Below are 25,137 nucleotides of genomic sequence, written 5' to 3'. Positions count from 1 at the left end.
CTTTTACTATTATGAGCAAAATTCCATGTCACATTTTTCTAAAATTGCAGTCCAGTTTAAAGACCAATCCTGTTTAGTTGAAGCCCTTCGACACTTGGGCTTTTATCCCCAAATCCACTCTTCTCCAGTTAATTTGTATGGTTGGCGAGGAGACAAAAGAGAGGAAGTTGCTCACATAGTTGTACCTCGTGAGCAGATTAGTCGTGTCAGCAATGATTTAGGATTTTGGTTCAACGGTACAGATTATGAATGTTTAATTTCTGATTACGACCGACACAATGGACAAGCCTTTTCAGGTGTTGGCTTAGGCACACAGTTTATCTCAAAATTGCGACAACATTACATCAATTTGTATCTACCATTAGTAGCTACGCAATTTGGAGGTGAAATAGTAGAAACCGTGACAAATGGTTCTGTTACTACTGTTCGAGTCAGCCTACAAACTCAACAACATACTAGAAAATAAAATGTCACACTTTGCAACCGTTAAAACTAAGCTTGCTAACCGTGAATGTCTGGTCTTGAGGGGGGACAAAAAGGGCTAGAATGCAGATAAAATAAGCCTCATAGCCCTTTCTCCTTGTTGATAATACTTACGCTTATTAGGAGCTAGTGTCATTAACTCAGCCACCAATTCATAAGAATTTTCCATGAAATCGACCCAGTTAGACCCATATAATCCAATATAAAAACTGCTATGACGGCGAACTGTCCGCCCAGATTCTTTAATTCTGCCTACATATTTTTGAACACCCATGCGTTTAATTTTTTGACCAGATATAGTTGCAGCCGTGTATGCAAGTGAGATTAATAATATTAGGGAAATTAGCCTTTGACCTGATACATTAGTATCTTCTAAATTATAACCACCGCTTTTAAAATCTCTAAACATTTCCTCAATATCAAAACGTTGTTTATAAGCCTTAATAGCCGAATCTAAATCATCTAAATTAGTCAGAATAAACCAGCCCTCTTCCGGCGCAACTCCAAAACGTTTCCGTTTCCATTTAGTAGCGAGATTAAAGCTAACAAACCCTTGAGATTTCGTATATTTAATACCTTGGTAAAAGAAGGAAAGACCAGGTGCTAAACCCAAATCTCTTAATTGCAGCCAAATTTCTGGTTCTATTTCTATAAATGCGTCCTTTTTTAAGCGTAAGCAGAAATATACTTTCTGCTCTGTGAGCCAGTTAGCCAACTTTATTGAACAAAATTCTCGGTCTCCTAACACTACAATTTTATAATCCTTGAAAATCGGTAATGCTTTTTTAAATACTGCTTCTTGTTCATCAAAATTACTTGAGCCTAACTTGTCTAATAGCTCAAAATATATTGGGATAGACCTTTTGTCCCAAACCACGCTAATCATTAATAGATTAATGCATCCCCAATTAGTCCGATCTATAACTACATAAATAACTTCATTTAAAGGAAAATTTATTTCTAGCCAGCTTTTGATAATTGGAAACCAAATTTCTTCAACATTGATGTAATTTAAAGATAAAAATCGCTGAAGTTTTTTCCTTCTACTTTCAAATAGTATTGGTATTGGTAAAGCAGTCGCTAGCGCCTCAAGGCTAACAGTTTTAATAGATTGTAATAAACAGATAAGGAGTTTTAGTAATAAGTATTCAGTACGTCCAAGCTCTCGCTTGAGGTGTGTCTCGTAGAATTCTGGTAATATTATCATTAAATAGAGCTTATTGCGAATGAATGCTCTTTTTGTTTTACCACAAATTGCTACACTCGTTGCCCTATATCTATTTCAGGGTATTTCGTATCCCCTCAAGATGTCTGGTACAAGCTTTACAGGATTTGAACCTCGCACCGCAAGTACATGAAACAGCACAACCACTGCGAGGTTATTACGGTAGCTCCCAGGGAAGGAGTGCTGAAATTATCGTATCTGGTCGCACGATTAAAGCCCGTGCAGACATTGGATTCAAGTGGAATCAAGAGAGTAATGTGTATGATGTGATACACGATGCCTACGAGACAGACCCTCGTTTAGGGCAAGACTTCTTTAGTAACAAGTTAATGCTGGCTTATGGACAACGGATGGTTCGTGCCAAGGCTGTCGAGCTTCAGCAGCAATTTGGAGACTGTGCGATCGCTGAAGAAACCAACGGGGCTGTGCAAACCCTACGCCTAACTTTCGCCGGACATCAGCAACAACAGCAATATACAAGGAGATAACGCATGGAACGTTCAATATTGATTCATTTTGATTCAGTGACAGGTGAAGTTCGTGTGGAGGCTGAGGGATTTGACGGAGTGAGTTGTTTATCAGCTACGCAACCGTTTGAATCCGCACTTGGAGTTGTGGACGAAGGCGATCGCATTTATAAAGACGAAGCCCAAACCCAACAACTTCGGGCTACGAACAGCAGCCAAACCAGACTTAGACAGTAATAAGAAAAGGGGAACTGCGACTATTGCCAATGGCTTTGTTGTCGTGGTTCTCCCAAATAAGAGATTTTATGTACCTACCAAAAGAATACCCTTTTATCCATGTATACGCCCAGCAAAAACCACGCCAGCCCGTGATCATCAAAGCTAATACTGAGGGTTTGTGTGTATTGATTAATGCAATTGTAACTGCAATCGCTCAACCAGAGCGCAATGGTATGGCTGAGGTTTTTGACGGCGATGCCGAAGTCTATGAGGTAATCGTGAGACTGGTTAATACTCACGATGAACTCTCTCTAGTTCCTTATGAGATTGAAAAACAATGAAACTCTCAAATTTACTCTCCACGCTTGATTCACAAATCCCCATTGCAGCGCTTGATGTACTGTCGCCCGACGAAGCAACGATTATTCAGTGGTTAACTACTGAAGCTAACAACAAGTTAAAAAGTCCAGTGTTCTTTTGGAACCTCGGTGTTTCTAGTTTAGAACAGTGTTTGATTGCGTCGGATGGTGGCTTGATGTTTAAGCCAGTAGCGGAGTATAAGAAACCACCACACGCTGACCCGCTGTTATATGTATTTGATTACATTGCAAATTTTAGTGGTGATGGAGTCTTTATTCTCGGAGATATTCACTCGTTCATTGGTAAGAATTCGCCTTCGTTATCCTGGGAGATTGTCAGTAAGGTAAAAAATCTCTACCATCGCCTCAAGCCAACTGGAAAACGCATTGTGCTGCTGGGGCAAAACATTCAACTACACGAGTCACTCATACGCTTAATTCCTTACTGTGAAGTGCCTCTCCCCAGTGTTGAGCAGGTAAAAGAGCATATTAATTGTTACTTGTACGACCTGTGGGAATTAGCTTCTCAAATTGATGAGCCTTTTAAGTTGAATTTAACCAATTCCGATCAAGAAACCCTTTCTCGCGCAGCTTTAGGACTGACCTTGGAAGAGATTAGTGATTTCTTACGCCTGACGGTAAAAGAAAAGCTGACCGACGATGGCATTGTTGTTGATGCCGACTTCATACCCAAGGCTGTCGAGTACAAAACTCGACTATTGGCTCAGATGGGTATCGAGTTGGGTAAACCTGCCAGCGTACCATTCGGCGGTTTGGATTTACTGCGCGAGTGGTTACAAAAACGGCGGCGGCTGTTCACAACTGAGGCGCGTGAGCTGCATTTGCCGCAACCCAAAGGTGTGCTATTGGCTGGAGTTCCAGGTACAGGTAAGTCAATGGTTGCCAAGAATATTGCTAATATCCTGAATTTACCACTACTCCAGCTAGATATAGCCTCAATGCTAGGTTCTTTAGTTGGTGAATCTGAGGGGAATGTTCGCCGCGCACTCAAAACAGCCTCAGCGATTGCACCTTGCATAATTTGGATGGACGAGCTTGAAAAGGCTCTGTCTGGAAGTGGCGACACCAGCGGCGTTTCACAGCGAATCCTGGGGAACATCCTCACGTTCATGTCTGAATGTACAACTGGTGTGTTCGTTGTGGCCACTTGTAATGACCCATCTGCGCTACCTCCTGAACTCAAGAGAAAAGGACGTTTTGATGAAATGTTCTTTGTTGATTTGCCGACAGAACCGGAACGAGTCCAGATTCTAGGGATTCATCTGCAACGCTTTGGCATCACTGTTGAATCGGAGTATTTGGAGGCGATCGCCACCAATACTGCAAAGTTTTCAGGCGCAGAACTGGAGACGCTTGCTGCTGAAGCTGCACTGTTGGCGTTTGACGAAGGTAGACCACAGCAAATCACACTTGGGGATTTAGAAGCCTGCCGTCAAACCATTACCCCGCTTGCTATTCAGGATGCGGCGGCGGTGGAACGAATGCAGGGTTGGGCGGCTACCGCACGACGGGCAAGTAGTCCTGTTGAAATGACAGCGAAAACTCAATCGTTACGTGCTGCCAAATTCCGGAATATGAACTGATGAGAATAGCGATTGCTTCATAATATTAGAAGCGATCGCTCTGTTAAATGCAAAAATTAAGTTTAGGAAATAAATGAGCCAACAAAATCCAAAGATTTCGCTCCTCAAAGAATTCGTATCAGACGAACTTCTAACAGTAGCGCAGCAACAAATCCCACAAGGAAAATCTCAAGAATATTATAGAGGGTTGCACGATGCCTTTTCTCAGTGTGCTAAAATCCTTGCTTCTTTGAATTCAAAAGACCAAGCTTTAATGATTGCAGCTTTATTGATTGAATTGGAAAAAAAGATAACACTTGATTAGTGTTGCTAACCTCTTCTACTGCCGTAAAACCAATACAGAGCGGCGTTGTTACTAAGGAGAGGGCGGCTACTGCAAGACCCGCAAGTAGTCCTATTGTACAGACGGCGAAAACTCAATCTTTGCGTGCTGCCAAATTTCGGAATATGAACTGAGTGAAAAGCGGTCGTTTTGTAGAGAGCGACCGCTACGCCAAAACAAAGTGAATATCAAATATTCACCTGCTCACTAATAACAGCATTAAAATTATGGAAATATATCTTGTTTATGTTGACGCTGCCAACAACAGCAACAAATTCTGGTCAGCTAAGGTTGAAGGTAGTCAGTTAACAGTTCAGTGGGGACGAGTCGGCTACAACGCTCAAACCAAAATTCATTCCTTTAATAGCCATCAACAAGCTGTTTCTAAATACTACAATCTCTTAGCCGAGAAGAAAACGAAAGGCTACCGCGAAAGTCAGCCACAAATAGCTACAAGTGATGTTTACGAAATTGAAAGAGCTATTGGATTGCTTAATGGGTTGCGCTCTTATGTTGTTAATAGGAATTTTGATGAGCATTATATTCAAATGCTGAATCAATACTTAAAAATTGTACCCACACCATTAGGGATGCAAATTGATCCCTACACAATATACCGCACTGTTGCAGATGTGGATCATCAGCGAGAGTTACTCAAATCACTGCTAACGACACCTGCACCACAAGTTGCTGCGGTTGCTGTTGCTACTACTACTGAACCAACTGAAGAACCCAAGGTTGTCAGTCTCAAGACCATCAGCAAGAACTTCTGGCGGCATTTGTAAACGAATTACCATCAAACTTTTTGATGAGTTTGGTGGTAATCATTAGTAAGAACATGAAAGTTACCAGCTTTTCAATTCAAACTTATGCTTTGTGAGAATCTATGTAATCTATAGCTGCTTGTACTGTAGAAACTTTTTTAGATTCTTCATCAGGAATTTCGACGTCGAACTCCTCCTCCAATGCCGCTATCAATTCTACAACATCCAGTTCGTCAGCGCCTAAATCTTCAACAAAACTAGCACTTGGGGTAACTTCCTCTTCTTTTATACCTAGTTGGATACTAATGAGCGACTTGACTCTTCCCTCAATATTACTCATAGATTTTTACACACTATATAGACCAAATATTTGAAGTAAAGCTTAGTTATGAGAACTCACTCTACCCCACTGAAAGATTACTAAGTTCTGAATTCTGCATTCTTCTTTAAGTCTTTCACACCTATTAATATCACTTACTACTTTTAGAATACAAGGACAGTTAAGACAGTTAAGACAGTTAACTATCAAGCATAAAAATATTAAATAACAGCTTAATTGCCTAATACTAAATTAGTATGTATTTCTCCGTATGCAGGGAGTTGACATAAAGACTCCAACTTATTCCTGCATCGTCAACCGCCGCATAATTTGGGCCAACACCACAGCCTCACCCAGGGAGCGCTCCTCCCGACATCCCCAGCACAATCTGCTGTTGCTTCGCCCACTCAAAAGGAAGGAGCGATCGCCTACGGTGATGATACTATTAGCGAAAATATTACAAACGCATAAACAAAAGTATTACAACTCAAAGCTGCAACGATAGATTGAAGGTTTGAGCTTACGTAATACCCTAGAATACAACTATGTATTACATTCATCAACAGTATCAGTATGGGCGGCGGAAAAACTCCCCTTATGAGTATCTGTGTTGTTATAAGTTCCTCAATGTGATGAAAAGTATAACCTCAAGTTAGCGCATGAGATTTCCATAAAACCTTATAATTGGCACCGTCACCTTCAAACTTAAGTTCTAAATTTCTGTTGTCTTCTAAACATTCAACTGGCACGTCAAATTCTGAAAGAAATTTTTTCACTGATGAATCACCTGCCACATAAAATTTACTGTTAAACCCGATAAAATCATCTGGATCGCCAATAGCAATCAGAAATAGTGTGAGTTTATCTGCGAGACTTAGTTCCAAAGCCTTCTGAATATGTTGTGTTGCCTCATTTATTGCTTTAGCAGGATCAGTTATATCAAATTTCCCGTCCTCAATCATTTTTTTAAACTCATCAAAAATAGCTTGCTCAAGCTTACTCATCAAATTTATGATGTCCTTAGCTCTTGTGTTATCACTTTCAAGGCATACTCCAAGAAAACCAATGATTTCTGGAGCCTTATTATTATCAAATATGTCTGCTTCGCTCAATAGCTTAACATCGGGGAAAATTAATTCTCCCATGTCTTTTGGAATTGTTGCTTTATCTCTTGTGTCTATACCCGATGCCCAACTATCGTTAATGAACTGATGCCAGAATACTTTTGTTGAACCAGGAACTTGAAAGGTTGACCTGACACCAAAAAAAATAAAATATGGCTCATCACCGTTACTAAGCCCAGATTGTTCCTGAGCTTTAATAACTTCTAGAGTATGGAAACGAAACCTCCATTTCGGAGGAGACTTAACTATTGGTACTGTCGTGCTGTAATAAAGCCAAATATAAGCTCCTCCAGATCCTTCATTTATATCTTGTGGAATGGCTATCCATCCTGGAATATTTGGAGGAGAACTTTGATCACCAGCAATCACTTGAACATTGATAATAGCAGGCTTGTTACTTTCTCCAGTTTTCCACAACAGATAAATATGTTTACCACCTGCTCCTTGATTTAAATCTGTCGAATCCCAAGACCACCCTTGCGGGGGATTAGACTGTGCAGAATCATAAGATTTGACATCTACAGAAGTAATAGGAGGTTGCCCATCTATACTTTGATATCCAAAATAGATGAATTTTCCTCCAGCATCTTTATTCAGGTCTGTTGTCAGAAAATCCCACCCAAGCTCATACGAAGGTTCTGAATCATCGTTAGCCTCAATCTTGAATTTAGTTATTGCTTGGCTCATAATCTTATCTACCCTAATTTGCAGTTTTTATTAGAGGTTGTTTGAATAGTTTTACTGCTTCAGCTCAAAAGTTTCTAACTTCACAATTAAGTCATCAAAATCTTGATCTCCACCACCGTAAGTATCTTCAAAACCGTATTCATTAGCTGATATGACTTTGACATGAGATTTGCCATCAGGATTAGCAGCAGTATTGAAGAAGTAAGCTAAAGGAGGAACAGAACCCTGATTTTGCGGGTTTTTCTCTAAGAATGAAGTCGGAGTACCGTTAGCAATCAGAAAAACACTATATGTTGGCCCACCCGGTAAATCGTACTCAAAAGTTTGTCCTTTTGTATATGAACCTTGGTCAGCACCTGATAGTGGAATCCGATTTGTCACTACTGTTTGAGCGTAATTAGACTCTCCTGGTTTGGCTCGGGCAACACTTCCATCATCATTGATTGCAAAGATACCAAAGCTATTGTTATAGCTAATATTGCCAGGAATATTGACTGTTATCTTAACCTTATAGGTTTTACCTGCTTGGGTAGTGATCGTTCCATTATTAGAGATAGGTGGTAAGTCAGGTGGTGTTTGCTTTGCGTTGCCCCATTCGACAGCAGCATCTACACCATCAGCAAAAGCTTCCATTCCAGGCCAGTAGTTGTTATCCTTAATTGACATTGGATAACCCGCATCAGCTTTATCCTCTGCGATATCGTAGCGAATATATTGATTGCCTTTAAAGAAATATGCTTTTCCATTGCCCCAGTTGACAACAGCATCTACACCATCAGCAAAAGCATCCAACCCAGGCCAATAGTTGTTAGCCTTAATTGACATTGGATAACCCGCATCAGCTTTATCCTCTGCGATATCGTAGCGAATATATTGATTGCCTTTAAAGAAATATGCTTTTCCGTTGCCCCAGTTGATAACAGCATCTACACCATCAGCAAAAGCATCTAATCCAGGCCAGTAGTTGTTATCCTTAATTGACATTGGATATCCCGTATCAGCTTTATCCTCTGCGATATCGTAGCGAATATATTGATTGCCTTTAAAGAAATATGCTTTTCCGTTGCCCCAGTTGATAACAGCATCTACACCATCAGCAAAAGCTTCCATTCCAGCCCAGTTACCTTTAATTGACTTTGGATAACCTGCATCAGCTTTATCCTCTGCGATATCGTAACGAATATATTGATTGCCTTTAAAGAAATAGGCTTTACTGTATACAGATGTATCTACCATGATTTGAACTCTACTTTTTGACAAAAAACTTCCTTCGATGGCTGCAATAGTTTTTAATATTGCAAAATTTTCTGAAGAATATAAGGACAGTTAAGACAGTTTCTAGCCATCATTCTAACAATCATAACACTTTATCTGCTTGATAATACATTGATATCGCGGTTATATATGCAGATAGTTGACATAGTGAGCAGTATTCACTTCTACATCAGAAACTTCCCTATCATCTCGGCTAACGCCACAGCCTTACCATGCGGCGTGTACAAAATTATTTTGTAACAAGCTCTAAAGCACAGATTAAGTTTTGCCGTTCTAAATAATCAAGTACTTGCTTAACACATTGCTCAACGGTAAATTTATCAGTTTGACAGATAATCTCTGGATTTAATGGTTCTTCATAAGGATCAGAAATGCCAGTAAAATGCTTAATTTCCCCTGCTTTGGCTTTAGCGTAGAGTCCTTTCACATCACGGAATTCACAAACCGAAAGTGGAGCATCTACATAAACTTCGACAAAATTGGTAGAAGTTTTTTTGAGTTGCTCTCGAACTTCACGGTAGGGGCTGATTGCTGCAACGATTGCAATTACGCCATTGCGACTGAGTAGTTCTGCAACAAAGTCAATACGACGCACATTTGTATCTCGGTCTTGTTTGCTAAAACCCAATCCTGCACAAAGATGGGTGCGAATTATATCACCATCTAGCACTTCTACTAAGCAATTTCTCTTTTGAAGTTCTTGGGCTATACCTTGAGCGATCGTTGTTTTCCCAGCACCACTTAATCCTGTCAGCCAGAGAATTGCACCAAATTGTTTCATACTTCATTTCAAATTAACTTTTTAGTCAGAATTCAGTCCTGATGAATAATTAAAGAATCAGGCTAAAATTTGATAAATCAATATCTTAATTTTACTGAAATTCTCATAAATTCTGACTCCTGAATTCTTACCTTTTCTGTTTAGTTGATTTTTTCGACTTAGAGCCATTTAAAGAGTCAAACAGTTCTGTATCACTCTGGGGTGCTAGAGGAATCTGTGGTTGAGCAACAATCACATTTGCTAGACTACTACTGGTTGGAGTTTCCCAGAAAGATAAGCTTTCATATTGAGCAAATAAATCAGGGGGTAAAATGGTTGCACGTGGTTGAAACTCGACTTTGGAGCGTACTTGATGCAGTCCTTCTGTATTCAGCCGACGGTCAAATTCGTTAGCTTCGTACTCCACATTAGTAAAGTCATGCTCGAAGGGTGATTCTCCCAGAAATTGATAAATCAGCGATAAGGTTTTATCGGGAGCTTGGCTTAAAATATCGTAGTCTACCAAAAGTAAAGATTCGCTATATTCACTGTAAAATGCTTCCTTGAGAGCGTTATAAGCAAACCCAACTAACCTACCCGATTGACTTAAAGCTTCGGTGCGCGTGTAAACGGTAGAACGTTCACCAGAATTATTAAATAAACGCGACACATCAAAAGCATTTTTCCGAATCAATCGTTCGACACTATCCATAATCCAAGCAACATTCCGCACGCAGCAAATCACTTTCGCATCGGGGAATAGCTCGTGGATTAAAGGCAATTTGCTACACCACAAGCGATTGGTATCAAAGATAACTGCTTTGTCTGCTTGCGGCTGATAGTAAGTTGAAAAAATCGTTCTAGTTAAAGCTTGTTTTTGTTCTTTTGTAATAAAAACTGAAAACTCATTATCTGCACTCATGGCTTCCAGCATACTGATGACTAGACCCCCAACAGGACTGCTCATACTGGCGTGAAAGCGGGGATTTTGTCGCAGCAAAGCTCCGAGTAAGGTGGAACCGGAACGGGGTAATCCAGAGATAAAGTGTAGTTTAGGTTGTGTCACTTGGATAATTCGTAGTTATGTAATAATTCAGCATCCAAAAGTCAGAATAAAGACAGGAATTTATCAAGGCATTTTTGCATGATTTTACACTCATTCAGGAGCCAGTTCGACTCCAATTCATACGCTCATTCTGACTCCTGACGAATGTATTCTGTTTGATAAATTACTCTAGCTAGGTGGTAATCACAAAATCGCTGGCAGTCGGTGTGAAGTTGCCTTGAAGCGTAGCAAATTTGGTCGGGTTTGTTAGACCACCAAAAAGACCGTCATCGACGTAGTACAAGCCTCGATCTTGGCGATTGTATATGATATTGGCGGCTCCCAATCCCTCAAAAAGATCGGTCACGAGATTGAGATTATCAACAACATCAAACTCATTATTTTGACTGAATCCATTGCCCACTGCACTACCAATGCCAGTAAAAGTGGATTTGGACAAAGCAATCTTATCCGTACCTTGCACAAAATCGCTGACAGTATCTAGTCCCACACCCGCAGAAGTAAACGCTTGTCCAGAGTTGAAAATAAAGCGATCGCTCCCAGCACCGCCAATCAGGGAGTCATTTCCCGCCCCACCATTGAGATTATCACTGCCAAGCCCACCGTAGAGGATGTCACTACCAGCACCACCGTTGAGGTTGTCGTTGCCCTGACCGCCAATCAAAATGTCGTTGCTGCCGAGTCCATTGATAGTGTCGTTGCCTGCACCGCCATCTAGAATATCGCTGTTGTTAGTGCCATTGATAGTATCATTACCAGCCTTGGAGTCAGTCACGGTGTTGACAGTGCCAAATACGTTGTCGTTATTATTGCTGGCTCCTGTATCATCGCTGGCGGAATTGCCTGAGTAGGTTGGCTGCGCCCCCTCAGAGACAACAGTCGGCAAAGTGGTAGGCATCCCTTGATTGTTATCGTTGGAATTTTCAGTGCGCTGCATGATGAACAATGCCCCTCCCAAGCCTTTACTGCCATTGCCTTGACTACCGCTATTTGCTGAATTGTTATTCAGATTGACTCCGTTGAGGGTGAGCTTGCCACTACGGATAAACATCGCACCTCCCATCCCTGCGCCGCTGCCGGCACCAAAGCCGCCGCCATAGCCGCCCTCGCCTAAGCGGCCGTAGCCGTAGGCACCGCCGCCGCCGTAGCCCCCGTTGCCGCCTCTTTCTCTGCCGTAGCCACCGCCGCCACCAAAGCCGCCGTTGCCGCCGTTGCGTGCGTTGCCGCCGCCGGCACCGAAGCCGCCGTTGCCGCCGGCGGCACCGAAGCCGTAGCCGCCACTATCGCCGCCTTTACCGAAGAATCTGTCGTTGCTGCTATAGTTACCACTACCACCATAGCCGCCATTAGTATTACTGCCAGAAGCAAACAATCCGCCGCCGCCGCCGCCGAAGCCGCCGTTGCCGAACATACCACCGCCACCATTGCCGAGGCCTTGCTCAGTGGTGGAGCCACCTTGCGCTAGGTTGTTGCTAAAAGTTACGTTGCTTAAAGAGACATCCCCACCGTAGATAAACATCCCTCCTCCCATTCCCGCACCGCCGCCACCCAAGCGACTATCCCCTCCTTTAGCAGTGCTGTTGGTAATAGTCAGGTCGTAGAATTTCACGTTTCCAGACTTGATGAAGAACGGACGCAAATCTTCATTGTCAGTTTGCCCATTATTGTTGGCATCGCCACTAACTGTCTTGTCGTTGCCGATGATCACGATATCACTATCAGGCAGCCTCTTCATTACGCTCGTAATTCTGACGTTCGTTTTCAATTCGATCGCGTCAGTCCCTGCATTGCGATTGGCTTGGAGAATGGCATAGCTGAGAGTGCCTACCGTGTCTCCGTTTCCGTTGTCGGTGGTTTGAGTGACTTGATACAGTGTCATCAGATTTAACCTCTTTGTTTAATTATTCGATAACAAATAGTTGAATTTCTTCGTTTGCTGCTCGAAACAGCAATATTGGCATCAAAAGCTAGAATTTATTCCCAATTCTGATTTCTAAATAAGTGGTAGAATATCGTGCAAAATCTATAAAGAATTCAGTCCTTCAGAATTCAGAATGACTGAATGCAATAAGTGGGAGAAAAGACCACAGACACAATTTAAGACCGCTAAATTTTTAATTTAGTGTTAGAATTCAGCACTCAGGTGGTCACTGAGCTTAGTCAAAGTGAGTCAGAAGCGATGCCCTGAGCTTGTCGTTCGCGAAGCGTCCCGCTCTTAAGGGTCAGAATTTAAAAGCAATGAGTGTATGATTTGTATATTGATTGAGAAGAATTTGACTAAAATTTCTAACATTCTGACTCCTGAAGGACTGAATTCTTCTTCATGCATTTGTTATTTGGAGCTTTCTAATCCTAACAAGTGAATTCTTCAAAAGTGATTCATTTAGATTGATAGTTGCTATGTACTAGCTACCAAGTTACAGGTTATCAACAGGATAAACAAGGGGTATTAGAAAATTCCCCACTAAACCCACTTTTCCTACTTCACTAAAACAGAAATATTGTTGTTGTAGCTAATTTTCTCTTAGAATCCCTGCCATCTTCAGCTTGGATATCCGCCACAGTCAAGCTTTTGACCTTATAGCGATGGCGGAACGCCAGCCGAAGGCGATCGCCAGTTTCCTTGTGCTATCACTCCTGCATCGAATATCGCCGCATCATCGAGAGCAACTCCACAGTTTCCCCTGACAGTACTTAGTGCTACAGCCATTCATAACAGTAATATTTTTTTCATTAAATGTATAATTTTATGCTACTTATGTATTACTCATTAACGTACAGCTAATACGTTGACGATGCAAGGACAGTTAAGACAGTTAAGATAATTCCGAAAAATAATTCATTAATGACTAATTTTTTGTTCAGTTCGCTTGAAAATTACTTCTGTTGATTTGTCTGTTCATTGACAACAGCATCGTCAACCGCCGCATCATTGAGAGCAAGTCCACCGCCTCACCCAAGGCGCGTATACACATCTGACCCTGACATTGCAATCATAATCCTCTCCTGCTTTGCCCACTCAAAGGAAGCAATCACATTAGATTTCTTATGTGCCGCCTCTGGCTTTAGCGACAAATACAACCTTTGGTGATTTGATTCCCTTACTTGTTCATAGTGCCTGTTTCAAAGCTAGCGATTGCATGAAGCACTGTTATACTGGGCAATAGCGCTACCCCTGCCAATCGACTAACACCCCATCCACAATCACAACACCCCACTGTGGAAACTTCACTAGCAATTTCTTGATCACTATCATCAGTGCCGGATCATCCCAGCACTCTTGCAAGAACCAAAAACCCGGATTTTGCCCCGAAGTGCTTGCCACCTTGAGTTTCTGCATACGCGACGGTCGCATATTTGACCTTGCGACAATCGCTTCATGCGACCATTTCTCAGCATTTGGTACAGGTACAGCGGCGGAACCTTTACCCTCACTTACCGCTTTCACTTCTCCAGCTAAAACTGAGTTTTCAGACATCACCCTAAGAGGTTGATTTAGTTTTACTTGATTGGGTGGTTTTTCATTCTCAGCAACGGGGGCGGCGGAATAATCGCTTTCAAGGCAGTCTTTCTGCTCATCACCAAAATCCCGATTTTCTCTTTTCAACAAAGTAGATCCGTTCTGTACAATATCCACTCTTTGTAGCAACGTGCAGTCCGTTGCCGTAGGCAATTCCACTTCATTCTCTGACACGTTTGCAACAAACTGAGGCGACGCGCCCCCCAAGGGCGCATTCGCCGTCTCTTCATCACACAAATTTTCCTTTTTCGTGTCAGAGACACACCTCACCAACTCTACTGAAGAGTTGGTGAGGTGTTCTTGAGCAGTTCGTGAGTGTTTTTGAAACCCTTGCTCTGACTGGGTTTTATCTGAAATAGATGCTTTATACAAAGCACGCATTTCTTTGGAGCCAGCATCTTTCTCTGAAATCTCAGCATTTAGTTCTTGTTTTAGAGAATCTGGTTGCTGATTAAGAGCATTAGTTTTCTCCCAAAATTCCTTCATCCGGCTGCCATGCAAATTCCGCACCATCCACCTAACAGTCTCCCGGCCATCCTGAATCGACTTATCCGGCTTAAAAATGAACAATCCACTTTCTGTTAGAATTTTCTTTGCAGAGATAAAAGTACTGTAGCTCAGGGCAGTAGTCAGCGGCATCCACCGAGAACCATAGGGGTCAGCCGTCCACGCCTCCTGCCACAATTGTGTCACTGATGGCTTTTGTTGCGATGCCCACACCTTTTACATTTTTATTTTAAACAATTGTTACCGTACAAAACTTTTTGAGTACCATTTGGAGCAAACCGGACACACCAACCCTGTGTTTTTACTTACCAATAACGGAAGGCTGTAGCCATCGTAAATATAATTACTGTCCCTAAAGTTGTTACCAGCAGAACTTGCCGCCAACGAATTGGATTTTTTGCCAACATTTCCTATCCTCTAAAGCTCTAGTTATAGTTCCCAAAAATAAAAAGCGATACGTGTGGTAGAGCAGCAGGTAACGGGAGCAGGTTTACTATCTAATGTGAGCTCCATTCAATTAATGTCCTCAGCGAGTAGGAATCAGATTAAATAATTACTAATAGATTTAGTGTGAAAAATACCAAAATCTGCAAGTTGATGAAATCGTTGTTAGCCTCTTAAAGCACCCATAAAAGGCAAGTTTTTGCTTCAGTTTCATGCTAGTGCTAGTGGGCTTGTCGGTTACATTGCAACAGAAGAAATCCAAGAAGCATGGAAACCGTAAGGAACGCGCCCAGGCATAATTACCCGCGCCATCGGTTCAGATGTGAAGTTTTGGGCATCAATAATCAGTAATTCAGACTGCTTGGCTACTGCATCCCAGATCATCGTTAGCAACCAACCATCGTCTTCAGCAGTTGCACCTGGACGAGGCGCAAACGCGCTATCACCACCAAAGCGCCCTCGACCAAATTCATGTACTTGAGTGCTACCAGTCTTCAAGTCATACTTGAGCAGACCATCTAACAAAAGTCTAGGTCTCATGTAAGTAGCTTGTCGAGATGCGTAGACGTAACGTGTCTTTCGCCCAGTCAGGTCATCGTTAATCCGAGGAAATTCCGTGGCGATATTATTGTTATTTAGCAATTCTTCTTTCACAACACCCGTTGCCAAATCGAGCCGGTATAGATATAGGCGGAAGTGTTCAAATTCAGTATCTCCCCCCTCACCATTGTCTTTCTGAGGAATAAAGAAATACGTATCGGGTGTCCTGGTGGAGATAAGTACAACTTCGTTGCCTTCCTCCCAAGCGTTAGCAACATGGTAGAGCATACAAGTCGAGATATTGAACCAGCGAATAGTTCGGTTATCACCGTGGCGGGGTACAATGCCGATGCGGCTGGGGTTTTGCTTTTCAAATTTAATGGGCAACTGATCCTGCATAATCCGCATAGGACTAAAGACAAGCGGCATATCCAAAAAAATGGTGTAATGTTCAGTGATGGCAAAATCGTGCATCATCACTGGCGCAGGTAGATCAATAGGTACGGTTCGCAACATTTTGCCATCTGCGGAAACAACGCTGTATTCCAGGTAAGGAGGAGTAATAGGTGCAAAGCCGATTACAATCATTTCACCCGTTTGAGCATCGACTTTTGGGTGAGCTGTAAAGGTAGAAGCAAGCTTACCGTCAAAGGTATGTACCCCAACTGTTTCTAAATCAGGAAGACGAATTTCATAAGGTGCGCCAGCTTCCCACAATGCCAGCAGTTTACCTGCGTGCCATATAGTCGAAGTGTTAGCAGTATTCTTCATTATCAAACCATAAGGGGCATCAAATCGAGGCAGATTCAGAAAACCAGGCCAAATTGCTTTACCTTGTTTTTGCTCAATTTCAAACCCCTCTGTGCGAATGTAGCGATTGCGGTAGCTGGCTTTGCCGTTGCTGATATTTACTCCATGAAGCATTCCATCTCCATCTAACCAGTGATGTAGTCCGATAGGCTCGAATTGGGGATTAGGGCCGTTGCGGAGAAATATACCATTCAGTTCTTGGGGTAGTTCACCAATGACGCTTAGGTTATCGGCAGTTATTTCTTCTTTGACAGGGGCAAAATTGTCAGTCAAATAAAAATCTGCTATGTCTTTTGCCAGAATATTAACTCTAGTAGTAGTGCTGAGGCGGCTCAAAATTTGGTAAGGTACACGAGCGTAGTAGCCAGTAACCGAAGGCCCTTTATTGACTATTGATGATCGCTCCATCTGTAAAACATTAGCTAGGAATTTGCTATCCATCAAAGCGCTCATGAATCGCCGATGCAAATTACTAGAGCGAGTACCAGATGGGGCTGCTGTGGTGATCACAAGGGTTTGTATGAGTTCCTTTTCTTTTGCATCTAATACACCATCGGTATACATCAACGAGTTGAGAGCTTCGTATAACTCCTGAAAACTTTTTTCATCAGGATAACTTCCCAAATAAGACTGAAGCCAGCTATAACATTCTTCTGGTTTGACAGGTTGATTTGTCGATAATAAAGATTTAATTTCTGAATCTTCAGTCAATCCTTTTTGTTGTGCAACTCGCTGCAAAAATTCTTCTTCTTCAGCTTCTAATACTCCATCAATCCAAGCAATACCAATGAGAATTTTTAATAATTCTTTAGCATTTTTTGATGGTTTATGTACTATTTCAACATGAGGAATTGGTATGTCGAAATGCTCATGTGTAGTAGCATCAGAGCGAATATCTTTCTCTGTAGAAAACAATATTTTTGAACTGTCTGCTGTTTTAACAATAAGAAATAAATCGGCATTACCCTCAAATTTATCAAATTTGCCTTTAAAATCAGCTTCGGTATAGTTAATTTCAAAAGTGCCAGTACTATTGGTTTTAACTTGTCCTAATTTATCTTTACTGACAATATCCTTATCAAATGCTTCAACTATTAAATTAGGGATTCCTAAACCGCTTTCAGCTTCGTAAATTCGTCCAGTAACTTTAAAAATTGTTATATTTTGCATGATAATTTGACTTTGAAGATAAATTTTAATTTCTCAGTTATTGAATAGGGTTTTTATTAGCACTTTTTTGAAAAGCTGCTTTCAGGATATAAATATTGTAAGTATTTCTGTGAGCCAATTCACAAGCAGAAGGTTGTTGAGAAAGTAAATTTATACACTTGTCTCAACAAGGAAATTATCTCATAAGAACTTGTAAAAAACTTGGTAAAACTAAAATTTTTTTGTGCAAACTTCCAAGTGCCGTGGAAACCAGAAGGAATGACACTCGGTAATCCCAGTTTGCAGACGGGTTCTTCGTTTAAGCAATTGCTATCAAATACCCAAACTTTACTACTATGAGAATTGCCATCATATATCACGCTTAAAACCCAAGTTTGCTCAGAGTTTTGGGCATCTGGTACAGGTAGTGGTTCTGAATTATAGAGATTTTCTTTCAAGTTGGCTTCTACAAGGGTTTCAGTTTGGTGATCGAAGCGGGCAATCGCGTTTAATAATTCTTGACCGATATCTATTCCTTCTCGGAATGAGGAAAAATATGTATACCTTGAGGGCTGTCCTGCATTTTGCGGTGGTACAGATGGTAGCTCACAATGTCGGTCTACAATTCGCTCAATGGTCGTCACATTGCCAGTTCAGGGCTGAATATGTATTTTTGTTAGTGAACTTTGAGCAGGGGTGTGAGTTTGCCCTGGGCAGCCGTCGGATGCCTCTAATTCCCCCTATACAATGATTATTATTACCATTTGAGTGAATATTTAATTGACTGAAAGCCTTATTAGATTTGGGTTTTGGTAATTTCTACTCTGATTTAGGTTCGTCAATATTTAGATGCGTTTGCCCTACAACCCAAGCTTTCTTGGTTGATCCATTAGTGATTGTCTGCATATCAAATTAAAAAAATAACTACACCAATATTTCTGATCTAATCAGCAACACCAGATTGTTAGTAAGGACTTTTATCAGGATATAACAGCTTGAGGCGTTGTTGCCGCAGAGATGATTCTTCTTGTTGTAGCTGCTCTAATTGTTCTACTATGTCTTCTTTTACCCCTAAAATAGCAGCCATTTTCCGAATTTTTGCCTTTTCTTCTTGATGATATTCTTTATCGGCAGCACAAACCCAAATTGCAGATAAGAGTATATCTCTTTGTGCTATCGATACTTGAGGAGAACGAGCAATTACTTCTTCTATAGGTTCATCTGCTTCATATTTTTTCAGTTCCTCGATTGCCCAATCTGCAACTCTCCAAGACGCACAGAATCCAATTGCCCAATTCTTTTCTTCTGGTGAAAGAACTCCATCTCCCTTGGCGCAACATAAAACAGCTTTCATATAAATGAGACTGTCTTCGTTTGTAGGAGTTTGGTTAAAACCAAAAAACCAATTCATTATCCAAGATGTAGCAATATTTTTAATGTCAGACATGAACTTTCTTTTTATTTACTAATTTTTCTAGGTTTTTTAGTTAAGAACTTAGACTTGAATATTCTCAATAACAGAGGCAAAATACAAGGACAGTTAAGACAGTTAAGGAACAATTTTTGGACAGTTAGGACAGTTAACAAAAAAATATCTTAATTTGAAAACCCTGCCAGCAAAATGCTTGACATTAAACATTTATCTACTATCAAATATAAATATTTAAATTGAGTTTTCTGCTAGATTTACTCTTAAACCCCAAACCGCCGCATCATTTGTTGCAACTCCATAGTCTCTCCCCAAGCCTGCATAAACGATTTCACCTGACATTGCAATCACAATCCTCTCCTGCTTTGCCCACTCAAAGGGAGCAATCACATTAAATTTTCTCTGTGCCGCCTCTGGCTTTAACGACAAATAGAACTTTTGGTTACTTGATTCCCTTACTTGTTCATAGTGCCTGTTTCAAAGCTAGCGATTGCATGAAGCACTGCTATACTGGGCAATAGCGCTACCCCTCCCTATCGACTAACACCCCATCCACAATCGCAATCCCCCACTGCGGAAACTTCGCTAGCAACTTCTTGATCACAATCTGCAAAGCCGGATCATCATTCCAGCACTCCTGCAAGAAATCAAACCCCGGATTCTGCCCCGAATTCGCCGCAACTTTCAGTTTCTGCATACGTTCCGGTCGCATATTTGACCTCGCTACAATTGCCTCATGCGACCATTTTTCAGGATTTGTCACGAGCGGCGCGGAACTTTCACCCCCATCAACTGCTTTGACTTCTCCACCCGAAACTGAATTTTCAGTCATTAACTCAGCAGAAGGGCAACTCGGTTCTATTTTCTGATCTGCGATGGCTACGCCCGCCGCAAGTATCGCTGAACTTGAAGAGAATTCATTTTCAGCAACAGACGCGGCGGAATAAGTACCTCCATAACAGTCCCTCTGTTCGACACTGCAATCCTGGTTTTCAGCCAGCAACAAAGCAGATTCACCCTGTACAACATCCACAAGCGTTAGCGTTGGCGCAGCCTCTCGTAGAGATGTGCAGTCCTTTGCCGTAGGCAATTCTTTTCCCTTCTCTGACACGCTTTCGACAATTGAAGGCGATGCGACCCCCAAGGGCGCATTCGCCGTCTCTTCATCACACGAATTTTCCTTTTTCGTGTTAGAGACACACCTCACCAACTCTACTGAAGAGTTGGTGAGGTGTTCTTGAACAGTTCGTGAGGGTTTTTGAAACGCTTGCTCTAGCTGGGTTTTATCTGAGATAGACGCTTTGTATAAAGCACGCATTTCTTCGGAGCCAGCATCTTTCTCTGGAATCTCAGCATTGGATTCTTGTTTTTCAGAATTTACTTGCTGATTACCAGCATCTACTGACTCCCAAAATTCCTTCATTCTGCTGCCATGCAAATTCCGCACCATCCACCTAACAGTCTCTCGTCCATCCTCTATCGACTTGTCTGGCTTGAAGATGAACAATCCACTTTCAGATAGAATTTTCTTTGCAGAGATAAAAGTACTATAGCTCAGGGCAGTAGTCAGCGGCATCCACCGAGAACCATAGGGGTCAGTCGTCCACGCCTCCTGCCACAATTGCGTCACAGATGGCTTTTGTTGCGATGCCCACAGCATATCCTCGATTGGAATAATCACATGGAGCCGCCTGTACGGTGACTGTGGAATGCTTGCAGCAGCAGACTTTTTGGACTTGGGGCGGGTAATAGTTGCAGTCATCTTTCAATCTCCTTGTTGACGCACGAAAGCTTGCCCCCTTTGTGGGTGCGAGTATTCATATTTGGTTGCTTAAAAAATCAGTCTCTGCTTTGGCAGTACAACTTGCAGATTTGTTAAAATCTAGGGTGTTGTCTACCATTTGCGGCGGAGACACATTTCAAAGGGTGATTGCAGAGTTTCTAACGCTTGCAATCGCTCTAGCCAAAACCTCATCTACTCAGGTATGCGGTTGCCAGAATCGCAACTCGTCCCTGGAATAAGTTTCAGTCTTTTTCAACTCATTACGCCAGCGTTCCCAGGCTACAACTACTGTTTCCCCTAGCTCTTCCACAACTTCGCCCCTTTGCAAATACAGAGTTCGGTACGGGTCAGCGTGGGCGACAATAGAACCGACGCCAATTGTGCAGAGTTCTGTAGATGCATTTTGGAGAACCGCAATTAAATCAGTTTCCTCGGTGGTCAGTTCTGCCCAGTAATCCGATTTAATTACCTCGTATTCTTGGGCAACACTCCGAAACTCCTGCCATGTACACCCAGGCTTGGACAATACTCGCCTAATATCAGTAACCGCCTGGGGCAACATTTCCAGCTGCTCCGCTCGATAAGCGATCGCTTGCGGTGTCGGTTCACTCCCCAGGATTATCGCCGCAGCTTCGAGCGCTTGGGTATTATTCATAGCACTGGCAAGATTCTTCAACGCCATGCCCATCAAGCGTAGACATTCGGTGGCATTCTCTTTGGGTGGCTCCTGGGCCAGTGAGCGCAAATCAATAGTTTTCTCCAGTGCCTGTTTCACCTGTTTGTTCAGTGCCTTGGTTGCTTGCTGGCTCATGGTATTGCCCCACTGCTGGGTAGGGCGTTGTTCTACGGCATTTTCCAATTCCTGAATACGTTGCTGCAATCGCTGATTTTCCAGTTCTAGCTGGCGTAAACCCTCCATCTCATCTAGGCGCTGCTGTAACTGAATGTTCTCTGACTTCTGCTGTTGGTAAAGTTTTTGGGATGATTCGAGTTGTTCTCTTATTTGTGCCTCCGCTCTGGCCGTAACTTCTGCTTGTAACCCCATTCTTAACTCCTGCTCTAAGCGCTCTAACTCTCGTCTGTGCTGTTCCTTAAGATCCGCAATTACTTCGGCGTATTGTTTTGGGTAGATGCGCTCACTTGAAAATGACGCAATTGTGTCATTTTCATGAGTCAAATCAGCATTGTTAACCAGCAGTCTTTCGCCATCGCTAAAAGTGACAATCTGCTGGTAATTGTTTGGTGGGTCAGCCTCAATCACTCCAGATTCGCCGTAACGGGGATGAGATTGTGATGAAACCTTGACTGATTGACACAATTGCGTTTTATGTTTTTCTTGCTGTGTGGTATTGGTTTTAGTAGTGTCCGACGTGCATTTTGGTACAACCTTCTGGACTGCTTTGGCGAAATCTGCGGCAGTGGGGAAGGGTTTTTCTTTGGCAGCGATCGCTACGACTTCCTGTAACTTATCAGGAGTCTTGACCAGCCGAAGCAACGGACGGGTCTGGGATGGTTTAGTAATCTTTTCCCTGAGCGACTCTGGCAGAGTGTCAACCACCTTAGTAGCAGCGAGTAAATCTCTTACGCGACGGTATCCGCCATATCTGGTCAGTTCCTTCTCGCAATAGCTTTCAAAACTGGTGTACCCAGCATCCTTGAAATAGCGGTTGTCTCGCATTAACTGCAATTCTTCGATTGCCTGCCACTCGAAACGGTCAATGGCGGCTAAAGTATCGAGTATGCTGCTGTTGAGACTGCTGTAGTCGAGTGGTGGTGTTTGTTCGGGTTCTAGTGTCAGCATTTTTCTTGCCCACTATGGTAAATGCTTGAAAATTGTGGTGTTGCAGTTTAACCAAAGTGAACCGGGGAGCTGATTTAAATGGTTTTCCCAAAAATGTGTCAGCATTATAATTAGTTCACTTTTTCGTGAATCAATAGCAAGAGCGATCGCAAGCTTTGGTCGGCAGTGATCGCTTTTACTATGCAGCAGTTGATAACAGAGAATTTTCTTTTTCGGTTTCAGAACTCGCTACACGAGATTTTTTTTGCTGGGTTGGTGCTTTGGCTCCTTTGATTTCAAAATTCTCATCAATGACGGGGTTTGGCCCTCGAACGTAGCCAATTAAGTCAGATGGGGTAATCTCTCCTTCCAAATCTTGTGCAAGTCTATTTAAGGATTCACACAGATTATTCAAAATTTCCCCGTCTAACCGTGGCATAGTCCTAGCATTCCGTAAGTTTGATACGGAGTTAGCGCTGACCCCCATTTCAGCAGCAAGGTCACGGGCTTTAACGTTATGCCTTGCCATTACTTCCTTTAATCTCCACTTAATCAAGGCTTGATTCATAATTCTACACCTTAAGCTTACTTCTATCCTTACTTTACTACAAATAATCAAGCTTTACACTGGATAAAACAAAAGTTAAGCCTAATAAATCCAGTTTTAAGCTTGACAAATCAAGTTTTAAACTTTATATTGGTAATCATAAGGGTTAAAAAAGCAAACTGCTTGCATTAGGGTGCAAGCCTCTATTTGCATTCACAGAACCTTACAAACAAAAAAAAACAACTCAATCTCAACTGGCTTGAAACTAACCAAAATATTGATGCAACCATTAAAAGCTGGAGCTACATAGCTTTTAACTGTTCTAGTTCTTAGCCAATGCTTTTTTAAGCAAAAAGCGACCGCTCCGTCTACCAAACAAGTGCGATCGCCTTTTAGATTTCCCACCCTCTACAGATGGAGTAACAAATATAATGACACACGGAACGTATACCCAACAACAGCTGCAACTCAAATCCATAGCTCGACTCAAAGAAATCTACAGCCAGATTGGTGCTACCGTTGAAGTTATAGACAAGCGCTGCAAAGATGCCTGGGTAAACGCAATCACCGCTCATCAATCCTCTCAACTCCACAAGGTCGATGAGCAAGCGATTGCCCAAGCCGAGCTAGAGCTTCACATCGAAGCCCAAGCGCAAACTGTAGCACCAGAAGAATTTACAGTTGTAGAAATCAGCTTTTACGAGCACGAAATATATTGCGCTTCAAAGCTGATTGCAACTATCACCTACGACGACAATCACTTGACTCAGCGTTGGGTAGCGATAGTGAATGGCACAGAAGTATTCCGCCGTGGCTGGTGGCAAAAGTGTTTCAACGATATCTGCTGGCATTACAAGCGCGGGACTTTATTACCTGCTCCTACCCAATCACCAGCTACTGTTGAAGAAATCCCACCAGCAGAAAACACTATAGAGATAACCACAGCACAGCAACCCCTGGTCGAATGGGACTTCAGCATTCCCAAGTGGAATTCACCCGCCGCCATCTGCCCTACCTGCAATGGAGTTGGCTGCGGCAACTGCAACTACCACGGGATTCGTGCGGTGGACTTGTGTCAACCCCAAGATGACTATCGGCTTCACTACTTGGGACGCACTGATATTCAAACTGCTTACAATGTTTACAAAGGTGATGATCACCTGGGGATTGTGTTCAGGGTTCGCAACAGTGATTGCTTTTGGGAAAATGACCCAGCCACGTATTATTGGCTGAGTCAAGTTAGTGTGAAAAACTTATCTATAAAAGATACTATCGAAAGTTTAGAATCAGGGAAAGCCCATCAGGTACACAATACAGTATCTCCAAAGTTAGATTCTCTATTCGGGAGCTATTTGGAAGTCGAACAAGGTATTGATAATGAGGGCATAAACTATGCTTATCAGACAGTACATTTTATCCCTATCAGTATTAACAAAAGTCCAGAATTAGCAGCTTTTACTAATATAGATATGCCTGAGACTAGTACTATTCCTATGTGGCAGTGGATGTTAGAGTTTGAAACTCAGACTGAGGAATTAATAGCGGCGTAAGAAAAAATGGGTGGGTATTATGCCCACCTAAAATAAAGGAGCAACTTAAACTACTACCTTATCTCAATAAAACAAGAGAACTCATTGAATAACCCTATGGAAACGATTGAAATACTCTCTTGCTTTAACTTGTGCTATGTGAAGATTCAGGCTGTAGCCCAGTCTCCAGAATGGCAGAAGTTGATTGCAGAGATGAAGATTGACCCAGAAGCAGCCACGCATTTAGGCGACGTATTGCATTATTTAGAAGCAGCGATGGGATGTGTTGAAGTTACTGTGGAAGATGATAATGGACATTTTTGAAACCAAATCACAGAAGTTACAACAACAGCTTTATCAACAGGGATATGTTTATTCTGTAATGATTCTAAGGGAGATAATCCTGGGCAAGCAGTAAGATATTC

General features: G+C 42.1%; 25 protein-coding genes and 1 pseudogene. 10 read left to right on the top strand and 16 right to left on the bottom strand.

Annotation, left to right across the window (positions count from 1 at the left end; all coding sequences use genetic code 11):
* The first annotated feature begins 25 nt into the window (after positions 1–25).
* Positions 26–466 carry a DUF1257 domain-containing protein gene (locus WKK05_RS40470; RefSeq protein WP_341532134.1) on the top strand — a complete coding sequence of 147 codons (441 nt, stop codon included), beginning with the start codon at positions 26–28 and terminating at the stop codon, positions 464–466.
* A gap of 75 nt (positions 467–541) precedes the next feature.
* Here the strand turns inward: WKK05_RS40470 and WKK05_RS40465 are convergent, their stop codons facing one another.
* Positions 542–1,684, bottom strand: coding sequence for an IS4 family transposase (locus WKK05_RS40465; protein WP_341531013.1), 1,143 nt, complete (start codon positions 1,682–1,684; stop codon positions 542–544).
* A 65-nt stretch (positions 1,685–1,749) separates the two neighbouring features.
* On the opposite strand from WKK05_RS40465, the gene WKK05_RS40460 reads away from it, so the two are divergent.
* From WKK05_RS40460 to WKK05_RS40435, 6 genes are all read left to right on the top strand, one after another.
* Positions 1,750–2,196 (top strand): DUF1257 domain-containing protein, encoded by a 447-nt coding sequence (locus tag WKK05_RS40460; RefSeq protein WP_341532133.1) that lies wholly within the window; start codon positions 1,750–1,752, stop codon positions 2,194–2,196.
* 3 nt (positions 2,197–2,199) lie between these two features.
* Positions 2,200–2,412: a DUF2997 domain-containing protein gene (locus WKK05_RS40455; RefSeq protein WP_341532132.1), complete on the top strand. Its 213-nt coding sequence runs from the start codon at positions 2,200–2,202 to the stop codon at positions 2,410–2,412.
* Between the two features lie 68 nt (positions 2,413–2,480).
* Positions 2,481–2,735 (top strand): hypothetical protein, encoded by a 255-nt coding sequence (locus WKK05_RS40450; protein WP_341532131.1) that lies wholly within the window; start codon positions 2,481–2,483, stop codon positions 2,733–2,735.
* Positions 2,732–4,357: an AAA family ATPase gene (locus WKK05_RS40445; protein WP_341532130.1), complete on the top strand. Its 1,626-nt coding sequence runs from the start codon at positions 2,732–2,734 to the stop codon at positions 4,355–4,357. Before WKK05_RS40450 ends, WKK05_RS40445 begins: the two co-directional genes overlap by 4 nt.
* A 73-nt stretch (positions 4,358–4,430) precedes the next feature.
* Complete coding sequence (locus WKK05_RS40440; RefSeq protein WP_341532129.1) at positions 4,431–4,661, top strand: hypothetical protein; 231 nt, start codon at positions 4,431–4,433, stop codon at positions 4,659–4,661.
* A gap of 245 nt (positions 4,662–4,906) precedes the next feature.
* Entirely contained in the window at positions 4,907–5,464 is a 558-nt protein-coding gene (locus WKK05_RS40435) for a WGR domain-containing protein (RefSeq protein ID WP_341532128.1), read from the top strand.
* 82 nt (positions 5,465–5,546) lie between these two features.
* Here WKK05_RS40435 and acpP read toward each other — a convergent pair whose 3' ends face one another.
* Positions 5,547–5,783, bottom strand: coding sequence for an acyl carrier protein (gene acpP / locus WKK05_RS40430; RefSeq protein WP_341532127.1), 237 nt, complete (start codon positions 5,781–5,783; stop codon positions 5,547–5,549).
* A 309-nt stretch (positions 5,784–6,092) separates the two neighbouring features.
* Between acpP and WKK05_RS40425 the strand changes: the two genes are divergently transcribed.
* Positions 6,093–6,233 (top strand): hypothetical protein, encoded by a 141-nt coding sequence (locus tag WKK05_RS40425; RefSeq protein ID WP_341532126.1) that lies wholly within the window; start codon positions 6,093–6,095, stop codon positions 6,231–6,233.
* Between the two features lie 176 nt (positions 6,234–6,409).
* Here WKK05_RS40425 and WKK05_RS40420 read toward each other — a convergent pair whose 3' ends face one another.
* The 14 genes and pseudogenes from WKK05_RS40420 to WKK05_RS40355 form a co-directional block, all read right to left on the bottom strand.
* Positions 6,410–7,573, bottom strand: a complete 1,164-nt coding sequence (locus WKK05_RS40420) for a hypothetical protein (protein WP_341532125.1) — start codon at positions 7,571–7,573, stop codon at positions 6,410–6,412.
* 51 nt (positions 7,574–7,624) lie between these two features.
* Positions 7,625–8,809 carry a hemopexin repeat-containing protein gene (locus WKK05_RS40415; RefSeq protein WP_341532124.1) on the bottom strand — a complete coding sequence of 395 codons (1,185 nt, stop codon included), beginning with the start codon at positions 8,807–8,809 and terminating at the stop codon, positions 7,625–7,627.
* A 268-nt stretch (positions 8,810–9,077) separates the two neighbouring features.
* Positions 9,078–9,629 (bottom strand): adenylyl-sulfate kinase, encoded by a 552-nt coding sequence (cysC, locus tag WKK05_RS40410; protein ID WP_341532123.1) that lies wholly within the window; start codon positions 9,627–9,629, stop codon positions 9,078–9,080.
* A gap of 127 nt (positions 9,630–9,756) precedes the next feature.
* On the bottom strand, positions 9,757–10,680 hold the full coding sequence (locus WKK05_RS40405; RefSeq protein WP_341532198.1) for a sulfotransferase: 924 nt from the start codon (positions 10,678–10,680) through the stop codon (positions 9,757–9,759).
* Positions 10,681–10,846: 166 nt separating this feature from the next.
* The gene (locus WKK05_RS40400) at positions 10,847–12,553 is read right to left on the bottom strand and encodes a calcium-binding protein (RefSeq protein ID WP_341532122.1); all 1,707 of its coding nucleotides are present in this window, start codon (positions 12,551–12,553) and stop codon (positions 10,847–10,849) included.
* A gap of 699 nt (positions 12,554–13,252) precedes the next feature.
* Positions 13,253–13,384, bottom strand: a complete 132-nt coding sequence (locus WKK05_RS40395; protein WP_341532121.1) for a hypothetical protein — start codon at positions 13,382–13,384, stop codon at positions 13,253–13,255.
* Positions 13,385–13,843: 459 nt separating this feature from the next.
* A complete protein-coding gene (locus WKK05_RS40390) occupies positions 13,844–14,887 on the bottom strand; it encodes a hypothetical protein (RefSeq protein ID WP_341532120.1) in 1,044 nt (347 codons plus the stop codon).
* A 495-nt stretch (positions 14,888–15,382) separates the two neighbouring features.
* Positions 15,383–17,665: a carotenoid oxygenase family protein gene (locus WKK05_RS40385; RefSeq protein WP_341532119.1), complete on the bottom strand. Its 2,283-nt coding sequence runs from the start codon at positions 17,663–17,665 to the stop codon at positions 15,383–15,385.
* A 230-nt stretch (positions 17,666–17,895) separates the two neighbouring features.
* Positions 17,896–18,354: pseudogene (locus WKK05_RS40380) on the bottom strand (carotenoid oxygenase family protein); the annotation flags it as partial.
* A gap of 254 nt (positions 18,355–18,608) precedes the next feature.
* Positions 18,609–19,091, bottom strand: coding sequence for a TerB family tellurite resistance protein (locus tag WKK05_RS40375; protein WP_341532118.1), 483 nt, complete (start codon positions 19,089–19,091; stop codon positions 18,609–18,611).
* A 216-nt stretch (positions 19,092–19,307) separates the two neighbouring features.
* Positions 19,308–19,502: a hypothetical protein gene (locus WKK05_RS40370; protein ID WP_341532117.1), complete on the bottom strand. Its 195-nt coding sequence runs from the start codon at positions 19,500–19,502 to the stop codon at positions 19,308–19,310.
* Positions 19,503–19,596: 94 nt separating this feature from the next.
* A complete protein-coding gene (locus WKK05_RS40365) occupies positions 19,597–20,835 on the bottom strand; it encodes a hypothetical protein (protein ID WP_341532116.1) in 1,239 nt (412 codons plus the stop codon).
* Between the two features lie 217 nt (positions 20,836–21,052).
* Positions 21,053–22,657 carry a hypothetical protein gene (locus tag WKK05_RS40360; protein WP_341532115.1) on the bottom strand — a complete coding sequence of 535 codons (1,605 nt, stop codon included), beginning with the start codon at positions 22,655–22,657 and terminating at the stop codon, positions 21,053–21,055.
* Between the two features lie 178 nt (positions 22,658–22,835).
* Complete coding sequence (locus tag WKK05_RS40355; RefSeq protein ID WP_341532114.1) at positions 22,836–23,204, bottom strand: helix-turn-helix transcriptional regulator; 369 nt, start codon at positions 23,202–23,204, stop codon at positions 22,836–22,838.
* A 410-nt stretch (positions 23,205–23,614) separates the two neighbouring features.
* On the opposite strand from WKK05_RS40355, the gene WKK05_RS40350 reads away from it, so the two are divergent.
* Positions 23,615–24,733, top strand: a complete 1,119-nt coding sequence (locus WKK05_RS40350) for a hypothetical protein (protein WP_341532113.1) — start codon at positions 23,615–23,617, stop codon at positions 24,731–24,733.
* A gap of 96 nt (positions 24,734–24,829) precedes the next feature.
* On the top strand, positions 24,830–25,036 hold the full coding sequence (locus WKK05_RS40345; protein ID WP_341532112.1) for a hypothetical protein: 207 nt from the start codon (positions 24,830–24,832) through the stop codon (positions 25,034–25,036).
* Positions 25,037–25,137: the final 101 nt, after the last annotated feature.

The sequence above is a fragment of the Nostoc sp. UHCC 0302 genome (assembly GCF_038096175.1).
GTDB lineage: Bacteria > Cyanobacteriota > Cyanobacteriia > Cyanobacteriales > Nostocaceae > UHCC-0302.
Note: the sequence above shows the minus strand (reverse complement) of the source record. Positions and strands in the feature narration are given on the sequence as shown.

Excerpts from the sequence above, each read along its gene's own strand:
- WKK05_RS40365 (WP_341532116.1), bottom strand. The coding sequence starts at position 20,835 with ATGACTGCAACTATTACCCGCCCCAAGTCCAAAAAGTCTGCTGCTGCA.
- WKK05_RS40450 (WP_341532131.1), top strand. The coding sequence starts at position 2,481 with ATGTACCTACCAAAAGAATACCCTTTTATCCATGTATACGCCCAGCAA.
- WKK05_RS40350 (WP_341532113.1), top strand. The coding sequence starts at position 23,615 with ATGACACACGGAACGTATACCCAACAACAGCTGCAACTCAAATCCATA.
- WKK05_RS40470 (WP_341532134.1), top strand. The coding sequence starts at position 26 with ATGTCACATTTTTCTAAAATTGCAGTCCAGTTTAAAGACCAATCCTGT.
- WKK05_RS40440 (WP_341532129.1), top strand. The coding sequence starts at position 4,431 with ATGAGCCAACAAAATCCAAAGATTTCGCTCCTCAAAGAATTCGTATCA.
- WKK05_RS40415 (WP_341532124.1), bottom strand. The coding sequence starts at position 8,809 with ATGGTAGATACATCTGTATACAGTAAAGCCTATTTCTTTAAAGGCAAT.
- WKK05_RS40420 (WP_341532125.1), bottom strand. The coding sequence starts at position 7,573 with ATGAGCCAAGCAATAACTAAATTCAAGATTGAGGCTAACGATGATTCA.
- WKK05_RS40355 (WP_341532114.1), bottom strand. The coding sequence starts at position 23,204 with ATGAATCAAGCCTTGATTAAGTGGAGATTAAAGGAAGTAATGGCAAGG.
- WKK05_RS40395 (WP_341532121.1), bottom strand. The coding sequence starts at position 13,384 with ATGGCTGTAGCACTAAGTACTGTCAGGGGAAACTGTGGAGTTGCTCTC.
- WKK05_RS40360 (WP_341532115.1), bottom strand. The coding sequence starts at position 22,657 with ATGCTGACACTAGAACCCGAACAAACACCACCACTCGACTACAGCAGT.
- WKK05_RS40455 (WP_341532132.1), top strand. The coding sequence starts at position 2,200 with ATGGAACGTTCAATATTGATTCATTTTGATTCAGTGACAGGTGAAGTT.
- WKK05_RS40385 (WP_341532119.1), bottom strand. The coding sequence starts at position 17,665 with ATGCAAAATATAACAATTTTTAAAGTTACTGGACGAATTTACGAAGCT.
- WKK05_RS40345 (WP_341532112.1), top strand. The coding sequence starts at position 24,830 with ATGGAAACGATTGAAATACTCTCTTGCTTTAACTTGTGCTATGTGAAG.
- cysC (WP_341532123.1), bottom strand. The coding sequence starts at position 9,629 with ATGAAACAATTTGGTGCAATTCTCTGGCTGACAGGATTAAGTGGTGCT.
- WKK05_RS40400 (WP_341532122.1), bottom strand. The coding sequence starts at position 12,553 with ATGACACTGTATCAAGTCACTCAAACCACCGACAACGGAAACGGAGAC.
- WKK05_RS40445 (WP_341532130.1), top strand. The coding sequence starts at position 2,732 with ATGAAACTCTCAAATTTACTCTCCACGCTTGATTCACAAATCCCCATT.
- acpP (WP_341532127.1), bottom strand. The coding sequence starts at position 5,783 with ATGAGTAATATTGAGGGAAGAGTCAAGTCGCTCATTAGTATCCAACTA.
- WKK05_RS40435 (WP_341532128.1), top strand. The coding sequence starts at position 4,907 with ATGGAAATATATCTTGTTTATGTTGACGCTGCCAACAACAGCAACAAA.
- WKK05_RS40375 (WP_341532118.1), bottom strand. The coding sequence starts at position 19,091 with ATGTCTGACATTAAAAATATTGCTACATCTTGGATAATGAATTGGTTT.